18 protein-coding genes and 1 tRNA gene are annotated in these 15,007 nt (G+C 66.2%); 11 read left to right on the plus strand and 8 right to left on the minus strand.

The annotated features are described in order from the left end of the window. The first annotated feature begins 3 nt into the window (after positions 1-3). From phnC to BW990_RS13355, 6 genes are all read left to right on the plus strand, one after another. Positions 4-825 (plus strand): phosphonate ABC transporter ATP-binding protein, encoded by an 822-nt coding sequence (gene phnC / locus BW990_RS13330; protein ID WP_076448544.1) that lies wholly within the window; start codon positions 4-6, stop codon positions 823-825. Continuing rightward, entirely contained in the window at positions 822-1,628 is an 807-nt protein-coding gene (phnE, locus tag BW990_RS13335) for a phosphonate ABC transporter, permease protein PhnE (protein ID WP_076448545.1), read from the plus strand. Before phnC ends, phnE (BW990_RS13335) begins: the two co-directional genes overlap by 4 nt. Continuing rightward, the gene (phnE, locus tag BW990_RS13340; RefSeq protein ID WP_076448546.1) at positions 1,625-2,437 is read left to right on the plus strand and encodes a phosphonate ABC transporter, permease protein PhnE; all 813 of its coding nucleotides are present in this window, start codon (positions 1,625-1,627) and stop codon (positions 2,435-2,437) included. Before phnE (BW990_RS13335) ends, phnE (BW990_RS13340) begins: the two co-directional genes overlap by 4 nt. Then, positions 2,401-3,327, plus strand: a complete 927-nt coding sequence (locus BW990_RS13345) for a TIGR01459 family HAD-type hydrolase (RefSeq protein WP_076448547.1) — start codon at positions 2,401-2,403, stop codon at positions 3,325-3,327. The genes phnE (BW990_RS13340) and BW990_RS13345 overlap by 37 nt, the downstream gene beginning before the upstream one ends. Positions 3,328-3,538: 211 nt before the next feature. Continuing rightward, positions 3,539-4,093 (plus strand): P-loop NTPase family protein, encoded by a 555-nt coding sequence (locus tag BW990_RS13350; RefSeq protein WP_076448749.1) that lies wholly within the window; start codon positions 3,539-3,541, stop codon positions 4,091-4,093. A 405-nt stretch (positions 4,094-4,498) separates the two neighbouring features. Further along, a complete protein-coding gene (locus BW990_RS13355; RefSeq protein WP_076448548.1) occupies positions 4,499-5,221 on the plus strand; it encodes a hypothetical protein in 723 nt (240 codons plus the stop codon). A 166-nt stretch (positions 5,222-5,387) separates the two neighbouring features. Here the strand turns inward: BW990_RS13355 and BW990_RS13360 are convergent, their stop codons facing one another. Then, on the minus strand, positions 5,388-6,332 hold the full coding sequence (locus BW990_RS13360) for a LysR family transcriptional regulator (RefSeq protein ID WP_076448549.1): 945 nt from the start codon (positions 6,330-6,332) through the stop codon (positions 5,388-5,390). 98 nt (positions 6,333-6,430) lie between these two features. Here BW990_RS13360 and BW990_RS13365 point away from each other — a divergent pair, with 98 nt between their 5' ends. Continuing rightward, complete coding sequence (locus BW990_RS13365) at positions 6,431-7,066, plus strand: sulfotransferase family protein (RefSeq protein ID WP_076448550.1); 636 nt, start codon at positions 6,431-6,433, stop codon at positions 7,064-7,066. A 241-nt stretch (positions 7,067-7,307) separates the two neighbouring features. Here the strand turns inward: BW990_RS13365 and BW990_RS13370 are convergent, their stop codons facing one another. The 4 genes from BW990_RS13370 to BW990_RS13385 all read right to left on the minus strand — a co-directional run bounded on the left by BW990_RS13370 (position 7,308) and on the right by BW990_RS13385 (position 10,800). After that, positions 7,308-8,627 carry a TRAP transporter large permease gene (locus BW990_RS13370; protein WP_076448551.1) on the minus strand — a complete coding sequence of 440 codons (1,320 nt, stop codon included), beginning with the start codon at positions 8,625-8,627 and terminating at the stop codon, positions 7,308-7,310. A 1-nt stretch (position 8,628) separates the two neighbouring features. Further along, positions 8,629-9,186: a TRAP transporter small permease subunit gene (locus BW990_RS13375; protein WP_076448553.1), complete on the minus strand. Its 558-nt coding sequence runs from the start codon at positions 9,184-9,186 to the stop codon at positions 8,629-8,631. A 71-nt stretch (positions 9,187-9,257) separates the two neighbouring features. Beyond that, complete coding sequence (locus tag BW990_RS13380; RefSeq protein ID WP_076448555.1) at positions 9,258-10,262, minus strand: TRAP transporter substrate-binding protein; 1,005 nt, start codon at positions 10,260-10,262, stop codon at positions 9,258-9,260. A 37-nt stretch (positions 10,263-10,299) separates the two neighbouring features. Continuing rightward, positions 10,300-10,800, minus strand: a complete 501-nt coding sequence (locus BW990_RS13385; protein ID WP_234990258.1) for a gluconokinase — start codon at positions 10,798-10,800, stop codon at positions 10,300-10,302. A 100-nt stretch (positions 10,801-10,900) separates the two neighbouring features. On the opposite strand from BW990_RS13385, the gene gntR reads away from it, so the two are divergent. Further along, positions 10,901-11,935, plus strand: a complete 1,035-nt coding sequence (gene gntR, locus BW990_RS13390; RefSeq protein ID WP_076448559.1) for an HTH-type transcriptional regulator GntR — start codon at positions 10,901-10,903, stop codon at positions 11,933-11,935. A gap of 86 nt (positions 11,936-12,021) precedes the next feature. Here the strand turns inward: gntR and BW990_RS13395 are convergent. Next, a tRNA-Arg gene (locus tag BW990_RS13395) sits at positions 12,022-12,098 on the minus strand. A gap of 41 nt (positions 12,099-12,139) precedes the next feature. Then, positions 12,140-12,451 carry an ETC complex I subunit gene (locus BW990_RS13400; protein WP_076448561.1) on the minus strand — a complete coding sequence of 104 codons (312 nt, stop codon included), beginning with the start codon at positions 12,449-12,451 and terminating at the stop codon, positions 12,140-12,142. 162 nt (positions 12,452-12,613) lie between these two features. On the opposite strand from BW990_RS13400, the gene BW990_RS13405 reads away from it, so the two are divergent. The 3 genes from BW990_RS13405 to BW990_RS13415 are packed head-to-tail and all read left to right on the plus strand — an operon-like array spanning position 12,614 to position 14,215. After that, entirely contained in the window at positions 12,614-13,069 is a 456-nt protein-coding gene (locus BW990_RS13405; RefSeq protein ID WP_076448562.1) for a hypothetical protein, read from the plus strand. Between the two features lies 1 nt (position 13,070). Continuing rightward, entirely contained in the window at positions 13,071-13,649 is a 579-nt protein-coding gene (locus tag BW990_RS13410) for a hypothetical protein (RefSeq protein ID WP_076448563.1), read from the plus strand. After that, positions 13,646-14,215, plus strand: coding sequence for an SCO family protein (locus BW990_RS13415; protein ID WP_076448565.1), 570 nt, complete (start codon positions 13,646-13,648; stop codon positions 14,213-14,215). Before BW990_RS13410 ends, BW990_RS13415 begins: the two co-directional genes overlap by 4 nt. A gap of 2 nt (positions 14,216-14,217) precedes the next feature. Here the strand turns inward: BW990_RS13415 and BW990_RS13420 are convergent, their stop codons facing one another. Further along, positions 14,218-14,895: a DUF2270 domain-containing protein gene (locus BW990_RS13420; RefSeq protein WP_076448567.1), complete on the minus strand. Its 678-nt coding sequence runs from the start codon at positions 14,893-14,895 to the stop codon at positions 14,218-14,220. Between the last annotated feature and the right edge of the window lie 112 nt (positions 14,896-15,007).

Consider the following 15,007-nt stretch of genomic DNA (forward strand, 5'->3'; position numbering starts at 1 on the left):
GACATGCTGAAACTCGAGGGGCTATCCAAGACCTACAAGACCGGCGACGCGGCGCTGAGCGACGTCACACTGACCATTCCCAAGGGTCAGATCGTCGGCCTGATCGGTCCGTCGGGTGCGGGCAAGTCCACCCTGATCCGCTGTATCAACCGGCTGGTGGAGCCCACCGCCGGAAAGGTGCTTCTGGGCGATATCAACCTTGCGCGCCTGGGCAAGACCGAGCTGCGCCGCCAGCGCCGCCGGATCGGCATGATCTTCCAGGAATACGCGCTGGTGGAGCGTCTGACGGTGATGGAAAACGTCCTGTCGGGCCGCCTGGGCTACGTGCCGTTCTGGCGCAGTTTCCTGCGCCGCTATCCCGGGCGCGACGTACAGCAAGCCTACCGCCTGCTGGACCGGGTGGGATTGATGCACCAGGCCGACAAGCGCGCCGATGCGCTGTCGGGCGGCCAGCGGCAGCGCGTGGGCATCGCCCGCGCCCTGGCCCAGGAGCCCGAATTGCTGCTCGTCGACGAACCGACGGCAAGCCTCGACCCCAAGACCTCGCGCCAGATCATGCGGCTTCTGACCGAGGTCTGCGCGGAACGCGATCTTCCGGCAATCGTCAACATCCACGACGTGCCGCTTGCGCAGCAGTTCATGCAGCGCATCATCGGTCTGCGCGCGGGTTCGGTCGTGTTCGACGGCGCGCCGTCGGAGCTGACCGAAAGCGTGCTGACCACGATCTACGGCGCGGAGGATTGGCACGCCATGCGCCGGGGCGACGAGGAACAATCCGAGGCCGAAGCCGACGCGCGCGACCGGATGGCGGCGCTGGCAGAATGAGCGACAAGACCTATCCCACGACGTGGCGGCGCCCGCCGCAGATCGTCGCCGACCGCCGCTGGCGCATCGCGCTGCAACTGGGCATCCTGGCCTACCTCGTCCTCGCCATGGGCTCGGTCGAAGTGGACTGGCAGCGCGTTTCGGTCGGGCTTGAACGCGGCCAGCGCTTCATCATGGGCTTCCTGCAGCCGGACTTCACCAGCCGCTGGAACGACATCTCCCGCGGGCTGGTCGAAAGCCTGACCATGACGCTGACCTCCACGGTGGTGGGCGTGCTGGTCTCGGTGCCCATCGGCATCGGCGCGGCGCGCAACCTCGCCCCGGCCTGGATCTACTATATCTGCCGCTCGATCATCGCGGTCAGCCGGGCGCTGCAGGAAGTGATCATCGCGATCTTTCTGGTAGCCATGTTCGGCTTCGGCCCCTTCGCGGGCTTCCTGACGCTGAGCTTCGCGACAATCGGCTTTCTGGCGAAGCTCTTGGCCGACGATATCGAAGAGATCGACGAGGCGCAGGCCGAAGCCATCCGCGCGACCGGCGCGTCCTGGTGGCAACTCGTGAACTACGCGGTGCAGCCGCAGGTCATGCCGCGGCTGATCGGTCTGTCGCTCTACCGCCTCGACATCAATTTCCGCGAAAGCGCGGTGATCGGCATCGTCGGCGCGGGCGGGATCGGCGCGACGCTGAACACCGCCATCGACCGCTACGAATACGACAGCGCCGGGGCGATCCTGCTGATCATCATCGGCATCGTGATGATCGCCGAATACGGCTCCAGCTACCTGCGGAAGTTCCTGCAATGACCGAGATCACGCATTACAGACAGACCTGGACGCACCGCACGCCGCGTGCGCGCCTTCTGCTCTGGACCGGCTGGGCAGCGCTGGTCGCGCTGTTCCTCTGGTGCTGGCAGGTGATGACCGAAAACACGATCTGGGCTTTCGTGTGGGATGCGCCGCGCCAGGCCGCCGATATCGGGTCGCGAATGATGCCGCCCCGTCTGTCCTACCTTCCGGAACTGATGGTGCCGCTTTGGGACACGCTTAACATCGCGACGCTCGGCACGATTGCCGGCGTCATCATGGCCGTCCCGGTGGCGTTTCTGGCCGCGCGCAACACGACCCCGTCGACGCGTCTCCTGCGGCCCATCGCCTTGTTCATCATCGTAGCCTCCCGGTCGATCAACTCGTTGATCTGGGCGCTGCTGCTCGTCGCGATCATCGGGCCCGGCCTGCTTGCGGGCATCGTGGCCATCGCGCTGCGCTCCATCGGTTTCGTCGGCAAGCTGCTCTATGAAGCGATCGAGGAGACCGACGCGCGGCAGATCGAGGCGATCGAGGCGACGGGCGCCAGCGCCACGCAGGTGCTGAGCTACGGCATCGTGCCGCAGATCATGCCGGCCTTCTGGGGGATCTCGGTCTTCCGTTGGGACATCAACATCCGCGAGAGCACCATCCTCGGCCTCGTCGGGGCGGGCGGCATCGGGTTGAAGCTGCAGGCGTCGCTCAACGTCCTGGCCTGGCCGCAGGTGACCGTGATCCTGCTTCTGATCCTCGGGACCGTCGTCGTCAGCGAATGGGTCTCCGCATCGGTGCGGAAGGCGATCATTTGACCCCGTCCGAGGCCTTCGCAGCCTACGAGGCCGTGCGCCACCGACTGCCGCCCGCTGCCGAAGGCGGCGCGGCGGAGCCCGTGGACACGCTGGATGACCTCGCGGACCGGTTCGATGTCTTCCTGCTCGATGCGTTCGGGGTCCTGAACATCGGCGAGGCGGCAATTCCTGGTGTCGTGGATCGCATCGCGGGCCTGCAGGCGATGGGCAAGCGGTGCATCGTGGTGACCAACGCGGCAGGCTACCCGCATGCCATGCTCATGGCGCGGTACGAAAAGCTGGGCTACAGCTTCGCCCCCGAGGACGTCATCTCGAGCCGCAAGACGCTTCTGGCCGCCCTCCGCGAGGCCCCTTCCCGACATTGGGGCATGATGGCCACGAAACGGTTCGGCACCGAAGACCTCGAAGGGCTGGACGTCACCTTCCTCGGCGAAGACCCGGCGGATTACGACGCCGCCGACGCCTTCCTGCTTCTGGGCTCTGCCGAATGGACCGATGCGCGGCAGTCGCTTCTGGAGCACGCCCTGCGCGCCCGCCCGCGTCCCGTCTGGGTCGGCAATCCCGATATCGTCGCCCCGCGCGAGCAGGGTTTCTCGATCGAGCCCGGGCATTTCGCGCATCGTCTCGCGGAGGCGTCCGGCGTGGCGCCGGAGTTTTTCGGAAAACCCTTCGGCAACATCTACGATCTTGCCTTCGCTCGTCTCGGCGCGGTCGACAGATCACGCATCCTGATGGTCGGCGACAGTCTCCACACGGATGTCTTGGGCGCGCATACCGCCGGGATCGCATCGGCGCTCGTGACGGAGCACGGGTTTTTCGCGGCATCCGATGCAAAGAGCGCCTTGCAGGCGGCGGGCATCTCTCCCGATTTCCTGCTGGCGCGGCCATGACCGGAATTGCGCTTCGAAGAACGGGGTCCGGCACGAGAACGGCATAGCGGCGTGCCAAGGCCGCTTGGCTATGCGGGAAGATGACAGGGGCCCTGAGCGATCATTCGTGAGCGTCGCGGCGCCCGAATATCCAAGCCCGGACTGACGCATGCTGCAGGCGTCGCGAATAGCCGCTATCTTGAAGACCGGGCTTTTCAAACGGACCCACCGAATGCCGAACAACGTGTCGATATCTCAGGCAGCCAATGTGCTGCAATCGGCGAACCGCGTGCTCGTCGTCGGCTGTTCGGGAGGCGGAAAGAGCACGCTTTCCATCAAGATATCGGAACGATTTGGCTTGGATTACTTGTCCTATGATCGGGACGTCCGCTGGCTGCCGGGCTGGCAGGTTCGTGACCGCCAAGAGCAGCGCCTGATTGTTGCCGATCTGGTGAAAAGGGATCGATGGATCATGGACGGCACTACCGTGTCAACATTCGACTTGCGTCTGCCGCGCGCCGACCTGTTGATTTGGGTTCGCGTGCCGAGACGTGTCGCACTGACCGGGATCGCGCGAAGAGTTCTGGCAAACTACGGAAAAGTCAGGACTGACATGGCGGAAGGATGTCCTGAGAAATTGCCTGATTGTGAGTTCCTGACCTTCATCTGGACATTCGAGACCCGGATGGCGCCGCGCATATCAAGTGGCATTGATCGCCATGGTCCTGAGGTTCCGGTGGTGACACTACGGTCCCATCGCGAGTTCGCGGAATTGCTCGATGCCTAAGAATTGCACCGACCGGCGAAATGGAGGTTCGGCAGTAACACATCACGACCGCGCCGTCCGCCGTGCAGACCTTCGTGTTACCCGTAGCGACGTGCCGCAATTGATCCAAAGCAGTCGATGCCGGAGGCGGGCCCGGACGGGATCCGCCCCCTCCAGGTCGCAGCCCGCATGATCGCGATCCGGGCACGGGCCCGCGCGACCCCCGGTGTCATCCCAAGCTGCCATTATGCCATGCCGCGCGGGACATTCCCCGCGCGTTCCGGCAAGCTGCGCCATCGCTTTCGCGAACCCGTGCCGACCAAGGCATTCCCGAGACCCAGACCCGCGAATTTGCCGACAGGCCGCGGGAGGACATCGTTCGAACCGACGACGAGTTGTCGAAACAAACCGCGAGGAGTGCAGCAAATGGCCCCCCTGTCCGCAGTGACCGTGATCGCAGCGCGGTTCAGCCGCCCCCTGAGCAGGGGGGAAGACGCCTCGGCGCGGCCGGAAGGGGCCACGCTTGCCACCGCCGGCACCGAAACCAGTTGGGACACCGCAGACGGCTATCCAAGACGCGAACGCAGCGTGCGCATCTGGATGGCGATCTGGCCCGATCCCGGCGCCGCGGAGGCTCACCTGTCCGGTCGCGCCGACCACCTGCCGATCCTGGCGGAGGCGTCGGAGACGATCGCGCTTCTCGGCATCCCGTTCTCTTGCCACGGCAACCTCAACTGGAGCGCGGATGGCGACGTATCCTCGCTCTACCCCCATCTCGGAAAGCGCCCCGGGCAGACGCAGCCGATCCTCGTCATGACGAGCCTTGGCATCGGCGACCCCGAAGACGGGCTGGTGGAATTCGGGCAGGGCGTGAAGGCCGTGCGCGATGCCTTTGCGAAAAACCCCTCCGTGCTTCTCGACATGAACATGCTTCCGGACCTGCCCGTGATCGACGGCCCGACCCTCACGCTCTGGCGGTCCGAGCGTGAGATCATCCACGGCGCCTATCGCAGCGACCCGCACAAGACGGCCATGACGCTGCGCAACGGCGCCACGGCGCGTGCGTCCTTCACGCGGATGGCCGTCGTTTCGGCAGAGGGCGTCTGGAATGGAACGGATCTGGGAAAGGCCCTTGCGGCCGCTGGATGACCGGGCTGGTCCGGTCCCGCGCCATCAACCATCATACGCTTCGCACCCGTGCGGCGGTGACGCGAGGGCCGGTCTGTACACACCCTGTGCCCCCGGTCGCTTGACGCCTGACCGCAGCACGACGCGATCTTGCGCCTGCGCCCACCTGCTGGGTTTCCCTCACGGCCTAGCCAAGCGCCTGCTCGACCAGATGGTCCGCCTCGGCATGGCGTGCGGCATAGGCCGTCAGGACGATCTCGCGGATCCATTTCGAGGCCGGATCGCTGGCGAGGCGCGACGACCAGAAAAACCGTGTGCGGAACATCGCCGGCGTGATCTGTGGAACGACCGGGCGCAACCCGTAGGTCTGCATGTCCCAGGCCATCATGATCCTCGGAAAGGTGCCGATCAGGTCGCTTTCCGCCAGAAGCGGACCGAGGCTCGAGAATTCCGAGATCAGCGCACCGATGGTCCTGTCGGGTGGCGTGCCGTCGGCGGGGTTGTCGAGCGGACTGCGCGCATCGTTCGCGATGTTGACCTGGACATGCGGATAGCGTGACCAGGCCTCGGGCCCCCAATCCGCGAGCGCGGGATGACCGTCGCGAAGGAAACTGGTCCACCGGAAAGGCGCCACCTCGACCGCGTCGAGGCCATCGGGCAGCCGGGTTTCGCCACCGAGATGCGCGATATCGACCAATCCCTCGGCCACCGCATCGTAAACCTGCCGCGGGGCGGACAGCCATTCGAGCTTGACGCCCGGGGCCTCGGCCCGGATCCGTCGCATGACGTCCGACAGGACCTTCCCGCTGATCGGGCAGGCCACGCGGAACACACGGTCGCTGGTGGCCGGATCGAAGGCCTCGGGCACCGCGAGGACCCGCTTGATGCTGCGCAGGATCGGGCGGACGTCCTCGATCAGCACGAGCGCGAAGGGGCTTGGCTGCATACGCCCGCCGACCCGGACCATGAGCGGGTCCCCCACCTGCTCGCGCAGACGCGCCAGCGCATGGCTGATCGCCGAAGGCGTCTTTGCAAGCGTCTCCGCCGCCCCCGCCACGCTTCCTTCGGACATCAGCGCCTCGAACACGACGAGGAGGTTCAGGTCGATCCGGTGAAGCTGAATCTCCTTCATGACCGCTGAAAACCATTCGTTTGAGTGACGCCGAAGCTTGGCGCAATCTGAGCGCACTTCACAAGCACAGACTGGCAGCAAGGAAAGGACCCATTCCCATGGGACTGAAAATCATTGGCTCCGGGTTCGGCCGGACCGGCACGATGTCGACCAAGATGGCCCTCGAACAACTGGGCTTCGGCCCGTGCCATCACATGGTCGAAGTCATGCAGAACCCCGCGCAGCCCGCGCATTGGCATGCCCTTGCCCGAGGGGCGGAGCCCGACTGGGCCGAGGTCTTCGACGGCTATTCCGCGCAGGTGGATTTTCCCGGTGCCGCGGTCTGGCACGCGCTTGCGATCGCCTTCCCCGAAGCAAAGGTCATCCATACCGAACGCCCCGAGGAAGATTGGTGGGCCAGCTATTCGGCCACGATCGGCAAGTTCTTCCGGCATCGCGAAAGCCTGCCTCTGCCCCCGCCCGTGGCCGCCGTCTTCGCGACCATGGACAAGCTTCTGATCGAGGGCGTGATGGGCGGGCATGACAAGGACAGCGCCATCGCAGCCTATCGGCGCAACAACGAAAAGGTCCGCGACACGATCCCGAAAGACCGCCTGCTGGTCTTCACGCCGTCGGACGGATGGGAGCCGCTCTGCGATTTCCTCGGCGTCGATGCGCCGGAGGGCGCTTTCCCCAGAAGCAACGCCCGCGAAGAATTCTGGGCCCTCTTCGGCGGCGAACCCGCATTCGCCTGAGATGCCGGGGAATTGGCAAGACGGAGCACCTGCCGTTCGGCGCACCTCGCCGAACGGCAGGTTCGTCGGCTGAACCCACATTCTTCATTGGCAGCGCATCGTCCCTGTGCCCGGGCTGGCGCACGTCCCCAGATCGACCTTCGCGAAGTGTCGACCAACCCGTGCAAAAAAGCACCGGCGCCGTCACGACGCCTGCGACAAACCCCGCCAGCCCGGGCGTGCTGGCGGGTCTCAACGAGCCTCACCGCCCGGTGACACCCGGGAAAGCGATCAGCACGGCAAGGGCCAGGACCTGCAGCGCGATGAACGGCAGCAGCGCGCGGAAGATCTCGCCCAAGCTGATATCGGGCGGGGCCACCGATTTCAGGTAGAACGCGGCCGGGCCGAAGGGCGGCGAGAGGAAGCTCACCTGCATGTTCATGCAGAACAGCACCCCGAACCACACCGGATCGTAGCCGAGATCGGTGATGATCGGCACGAAGATCGGCATTGCCAGAAGCGCGATCCCCACCCAGTCGAGGAACATGCCCAGAAGGAACAGGATCCCCATCATGAAGAGCAGCACGTAGAGCCGGTCCTCCGAGATGCCGGTGATCAGCGAGGAGACGAAATCGATCCCGCCCATGAGGTTGAACACCCCCACGAGGGCCGAGGCGCCGATGCCGATCCAGACGATCATGCCGACGGTCTGCAGCGTCTGAAGCGCCGCGTCGCGCAAGAGCGCGAGGGTGAACTCGCCGCGCAGGATGGTCGAGAGGATCACGCCCAGGACACCCACCGCCGACGCTTCGGTGACCGAGGCGATGCCGCCGTAGATCGACCCCAGCACGCCGATCACCACGAGAATCGGCAGGATCAGCCCCTTGAGCAGCTTCAGCCGCTCGCCGACCGGCGTCTTGTCCTCCTCTTCGAGGATCGGCGCCATGGCCGGGTTGAGGTAGGACCGGACCAGCACGTAGGTCACGTAGAACCCCGCCAGCATCAGGCCGGGCAGGAAGGACGCGGTGAACAGCTCTCCGATTGAGACATTCGCGGTCAGCCCGTAGATGATGAGCACGATCGAGGGCGGTACCATCGTGCCCAGCGCGCCGCCTGCGCAGACCACGCCGATGGCGAGCTTGCGATCATAGCCGAGGCGCAGCATCTGCGGCAGCGCGATGAGGCCCAGAAGGACGATCTCGCCGCCGATGATGCCGGACATGGCGGCAAGGATGACCGCGACGAAAATGGTCTGGATCGCCACACCGCCGCGCAACCGTCCGCCGACTAGCTTCATCGCGTCGAAGAGATCGCGCGCGATGCCCGACCGGTCGAGGATCGCCGCCATCAGCACGAACATCGGCACCGAGACGAAGACGAAGGACGACACGAAGGAATAGACCCGGCTCGTGATCAGCGGAACCGCCATCGGGCCGAACCAGCCCAGCGCGAAGATCAGCGCGACGAGCAGCGTCACGAAGGCCAGCGGGATGCCCGTGACGAGAAGCAGCAGCAACATCCCGAACATGAGATAGGTCGCGGTCTCGACGCCGAGCCCCTGGAGCGATCCGAAGATTTCCATGTCAGCGTCTCCCGCGGGCGTAGTTGAACGCCAGGATGAGGAATTGCAGCGCCATCACGGCGAGAACCGCCAGAAGGAAGACCTTCATCAGGCCCGGATAGACGGGATCCCAGGCACTGCCCGACCGCTCGAGGCGGAACGCCCCCGACGGCGTGAAGGCGGCGCGCTGGACCATCAGCCAGGCGGCATAGGTGAACATCATCGAGGCGGCGGCGCAGACGAGCGAGATGGTCACGTCGAACACCTTGCGCCAGCGCGGCGACAGCGCGTCGTAGATCAGCACGACACGGATGTGACGGTCGCGGGCGGCGCAATAGAGCCCGCCATAGATGAAGGCGACGCCGCAGAGAAAGATCGTCGTCTCGTGGGCCCATGTCGTCGGCGCGTTGAAGAAGTAGCGCAGCACGACCTCCTGGATCAGGATCAGCATCGCCAGCACGATGCCGGCGGCAAAGATCAGCCCCGCTTTCGAGATCGCGCGCCCGAGAAGACCCGCCTCCGGGATCGGCCCCGCAGGTGCCTCGCGGGCCGTCTCGTCCGTGGCCTGGTGATCGCTCATTGTCCCCTCCCCTATCGAAAAAACGGGCCGGCGCATGTGCCGGCCCGCTGTCTGATCGCGGATCGCGCCGCTTACATCAGCCCGGCTTCGGTCAGGTAGGACGTCAGCGCGTCATAGACCTTCTGGGCGTTCTCGGACCGTGCCGCGACCTTCTCCCATTCGCCCTGGGCGATCTGGCGGAACTTGGCGCGCTCCTCGGCGGACCAGTCATGCACGGTGATGTCGCCGGCGGCCTTGGCCGCTTCGACGGCCTCCTGATCGGCCTCGCGCAGCGTCGACACCTGCAGTTGCGCGAACTCTTCCACCGATTCCTCGAGCGCAGCCTGCTGTTCGGCGGTCAGGCTGTCCCACTTGGCCTTGTTCATCGAGATCTCGACCAGCGGCATGGAGTGGAAGCCGGGATAGACCGGGTGCTTGGCCACGTCGTGCAGGCCCTGCGCCTGGTTGGTGGAGAAGACGGTGTAATCGGCCGCGTCGATCACCCCCTTGTCGAGCGAGGTGAAGACCTCGGAGCCCGGCAGGTTGACCGGGGCCGCGCCCGCCGCCGCGAAGACCTGCTGCACGAGGCCCTCGGGCGCGCGCATCTTCAGACCCTGAAGGTCGTCGACCCCCTCCAGCGGCACCTTCGAGACGAAGGCCTCGAGGCCCGGCGTGGTCGCGCCGATGAATTGCAGGCCATACGGCTGCACGAGCTCGTTCATCAGCTCCTTGCCGCCGCCTTCGTTCATGAAGTCGAACATTTCCTGCGGGTCGGAATAGGCACCGACCGGGTTCGCGATCAGGCCGAAGGCCGGGTCCTTGCCCGAGAAATACGACGTGTCGGTCACGTGTCCGTCGAGGATGCCCGCCGCGATGGCGTCCTGCGTCTCGTTATGGGCGACGATCGACTCGACCGGCAGCAGGTTGATCTCGATGGTTCCGCCGGTCTTCTCCGACACGCTTTCCGCCCATTGCTGCTGAAGCTGGAAATTCGGATTGCCCGCCGGGTCGGACGACTGGAAGCGCAGGGTGATGTCCTGTGCGAAGGCGGTGCCTGCGACGCTGGCCAGAAGGGCTGCGATTGTAAGATGTTTCATGTGATGGGTCCTCTTCCCTTGGTGAAATGAAAGCCGGTCACGCCAAAGGGCGTGTCCGGGTCGCGAAAGTCTCGGCGGCGTCCACGATCTCCTGGACCGGACGGGCGATATCGATGGTCAGGACATCCTCCCCGTCCGGGGCCTCCAGAAGCGCGAACTGGCTGTCGATCAGGCTGGCTGGCATGAAGTGATCCTTGCGCCCGGCCATCCGTTCGGCAACGAGCGACCGGGAGCCCGACAGATGCACGATCCGGAGGTCTTCCAGCGCCGCCGCCAGCCGGTCACGGTAGGATCGCTTCAGCGCGGAGCAGGCGATGACCGTGTCCCCGCCCGCCTCTCGGGCCGCCTCCGCGATCCGGTCGAGCCAGCTCCAGCGATCCGCATCGGTCAGCGGCTCGCCCCGGCTCATCCGCGCGACGGCCGAGGCGGAATGATAGCTGTCGGCCTCGATGAACTGCGTGCCCAGACGGTCGGCCAGGCGGCTGGCGACGGACGACTTGCCCGTTCCGCACACTCCCATGACCAGCACATGTGTCACGCAATCCCCTCCCGAAATGCGGCTGTTCGCCGAATGACAGCGCTATCATTAGTTGACAGCGCTGTCATCGGTCAAGGATAGACTCCGTAAGGAGCCAAAAATGACCAAAGCCCCGGAAAAAGCCCCGCATCGCGTGACCTTGGAGGATGTGGCACGCCGTGCGCAGACCTCGTCGATCACCGTCAGCCGGGCGCTGCGCCGTCCCGAAATGGTGTCGGAGAAGCTGCGCGCGCGAATCGCCGAGGCCGTGACCGAGCTCGGATACGTGCCCGATCCCGCGGCGAGCGCGCTGGCCTCGCGGCGCTCCAACGTGATCGGCGTGCTGATCCCGTCGGTCACCAACTCCGTCTTCGCGGATGTCCTCGCGGGGCTTTACGACACGATCGCGGGCCAGCCGTTCAACGCGCAGCTGGGCAATACGCGCTATGCCCCCGGGATCGAGGATGCGCTGATCCGCGTCTTCCTCGGCCAGCGGCCCGCGGGACTGATCGTGACCGGGGTGGACCAGTCCCCCGTCTCCCGCGCCCTGCTCGAGGCCGCCGATTGCCCGATCGTGCAGATCATGGATCTCGGCAATGCGCCGATCGACATGATGGTCGGCTTCTCGCACCGGGATGCGGCCCGAACTGCGACGGAGCACCTGATCGCGCGGGGCTACAGCTGCCCGGCCTTCATCGGCGCGCGCATGGACCCCCGGTCGGAGCGGCGTCTGCAAGGCTTCCGCGACGCCCTCGCGGCGGCAGGCATCACCGAGGGCGCCCGGGTCGTGACCACGACCACGCCGTCGAGCGTGGCCCTGGGCGAGACCCTTCTGGCGCAGCTTCTGGCGCAGGCGCCCGAGACCGACGCCATTCTCTGCAACAACGACGATCTGGCCCTTGGCGTGCAATTCGCCGCCCTGCGACGGGGCATCGCCATCGGTCCGGAGCTTGGCCTTTGCGGGTTCAACGACCTCGAGGTCATGGCGGCCGCGCACCCGTCCATCACCAGCGTGCGCACCTTCCGGCGGGAGATGGGCAAGCTGGCCATCGAAATGCTTCTTGCGCGCATCGAAGGCCGCGACCCGGACGCAAAGGTCCGCGACCTCGGCTACGCGTTGATGCCCCGCGACAGCACCCGACGGGACCGCGCGTAGGTCATGCGACAAAGGGAATAGCGTCGCGACCCGGACTGAGCATCGCCCGCACGGCGCGCCTCCCGGCCCTTGGCAAACGTCTGAAATGGCGATCCCTGAAGGACTCGAACCCTCAACCTGCTGATTAGAAGTCAGCTGCTCTATCCAGTTGAGCTAAGGGACCGCTGGCGCCGTTCTAGAACGTCCCCGGCGGGACGGACAAGCTCAATGCGTCCAGACCGACCGGCGCGTATAGGAGAAGTTCTCGGCATAGCCCTTGGGCCGCACGTTGTGCTTGCGCCGCTTGGGCTCGAAGACCTGCGCGTCGATGCCGTGATCCTCGGCGTATTCGACCGCGGCTTCCTTGGTGTCGAACTGCATCTTCACCTGCGCCTGCGTGTCCGAGGACGAGGTCCACCCCATAAGCGGATCGACCGAGCGCGCCGTCTCGGGCACGAATTCCAGAACCCAGCTCTTGGTCTTGGCGAAGCCCGAAGACATGGCCGTCTTGGCGGGCTGGTAGATGCGTGCGCGCATGGTGACCTCCGTCGATCTCTGCGCCGCTTATCGTCAAAATCCCGCCTCTTGGCAAGGCATCCGCCCGCACGGGGCCGCGCACGGACCGGCCACGCATTCGTGACGCAATGTCACACCAAAATGCGTAGGCTGGGGGCAGGACATTCAGGACGGGAGGACGCGATGAGACGATGGACAGGGGCCGCTTTCATGGCGGTATCGGCCACGATGGCCCAGGCCGAGGGCGGCACGCCGATCACCGTGGAGGGCGAGATCATCGACACCTGGTGCTACTTCTCGGGCGTCATGGGCGGGCCCGACGCGGTCGTGGGCTCGGCGCATCACACCTGCGCGCTCTGGTGTTCGGCGGGCGGCATCCCGGTGGGGCTGCTGACCCCCGACGGCACCGTCTACATGGTCCTGAAGCTGCCGGGCACCGATCAGCTGGCGGGCGGCGACACGGCGCTGACGCTGGCGTCGCACACCGTGCGCGCCGAGGGCCTGCATTACCAGCGCGACGGGCTGAATTACATCATGGTCGAGGACGTCGTCTCGGACATGGACATCACCAATCTCAATCACGAGGATTACGGCGTCACGCCGGGCTTCGCGATCCCCGATGATGCATTGGAGAACTGAGATGCGCCGCATGTTCCCCGCACTGGCGCTGGCCGCCAGCCTCGCCGCCCCTGCCGCAGCGCAGGATTTCTCCGCCGGATCGGAGGCCAATGAATGGGGCCTCTGGGGCGAACAGAAGGCCCGCTTCGAGGCCGAGGTCGTCGATCCGATCTGCGTGCTCTCGGGCCAATGCGACGATGCCTGCGCGCCGGGGCGCCAATCGGCCCTGCTGCGCAGCGCCGACGACGCGCTGATCATGCCGCTGAAGAACAACCAGCCCATCTTCACCGGGGCCGCGGCCGATCTCGCGCCCTATTGCGGCCAGACGGTCGAGGTCGACGGCCTGATGATCGAGAACCCCGAGAACGGCGCGACCCATGTCTACCAGGTCCAGCGCATCCGTGCCCTGCCCGATGGCGAGTGGACACCCACCAACCGCTTCACCGACGAGTGGGCCAAGGCCAATCCCGAGGCCGCGGGCGACGGGCCATGGTTCCGCCGCGACCCGCGCATCCGCGCCGAGATCGCCGCCGAAGGTTATCTGGGTCTCGGCGTGGCCGAGGAAGAGGCGTTCCTCAAGGACTGGCTCGGCATCGAATGAGGCGGCTGGCGCCCCTTCTCGCGCTCTGCCTCGCGGCGGGCGGCGCGGCGTCCGAGACGCCCGCGCCGGCGCCCTTTCCCATCGCGCTCGGCGGGCCCTTTACCCTGACCGACCAGTCGGGCGCGCCCCGGACCGAGGCCGCGCCGGGGGCCGATCTGCAGCTCGTCTTCTTCGGCTACGCCAATTGCCGCTCGATCTGCGCGGTGGCGCTGCCCACCATGGCCGCCGCCGCCGATACGCTGGCCGCGGGCGGCATCGATGCGCGCCCGGTGATGATCACCGTCGATCCCGACCATGATACGGTCGCGACGATCGGCCCGCCGCTCGCGCGCTTTCACCCCGCCTTCGAGGGGCTGACCGGCAGCGCGGCCGACCTCAAGCCGGTCTACGACCTCTTCGCGGTCGAGCACGAGGTGCTTTTCACCGACCCGTCGGGCCAGCCCGTCTACGCCCATGGCAGCCATATCTACCTGCTCGACGGGGACGGCGCCTTCCTGACGCTCCTGCCCCCGATCCTCGGGCTCGACCGCATCGCCGAGATTGCCAAGGGTTACGTCCGGCGCTGACCTCAGCCCATGCTGGCCGGGTTGTGCCGCCGTCGCGCGCGCTGGCGGTCGTCATGCCAGCTCCAGACCGACGCGGCGCCCCAGCTTGCGCAGTAAACCACGCCCAGCGCCAGCACGACCCAGCCCGGCAGGGGGCCGATCGCGGCGCGCCCGGAGAAATCCGCGAGGCTCTCCACCGGCGTGGGATGCACCACGAGCTTGCCGGTATAGGCCGAGCTCTGGATCAGCAGGATCCAGAAATAATTGCGCCGGATCCGCCGCCCCAGCGCCACCCACATCGACACGTGATAACGCGGCGCCCAGTAATCCTCGGCCAGCGTCTTCTGCCAGCCATCCTCCATGTGCAGATCGCCGTCATGCAGCATCGGCGCGAAGAAATGCGTCTCCATCCAGCGGCAGCGCGCGCGCCAGACGTTGAAATAGCGATAGCGCCGCGCCTCGAGCGTGAGGAAGAAGCAGATGAGGATACCCACGAGGATCAGCGGCAACGCCGAGGCCGCGGGCGAGGAATAGGAGATCGACAGCGCGATCCCCAGCGTCACCACCGCCCAGTTCGTCGTGGTGTCGAGCCGCGTGCGCCACAGCGTCGACCGGTAGACCTCGCCGCGATAGAGATGCGCCAGCGCGCCGATCTCTGCGGCATCCAGCGTCTTGCGTGCGTCGCCTACGGCCCTGTCCATGCGGCGCCTCCCCCGGGGCAAGCTTGGCATGGGCAGGCTTTTGCGGGCAAGCAAAACCGCGCGGCGGGCCTCTGCGCGGTTTTCCGGCCCCCTTGAAACCCCGCTGGCAGGG

Source organism: Roseivivax lentus (genome assembly GCF_900156805.1).
Taxonomy (GTDB): Bacteria; Pseudomonadota; Alphaproteobacteria; order Rhodobacterales; family Rhodobacteraceae; genus Roseivivax; species Roseivivax lentus.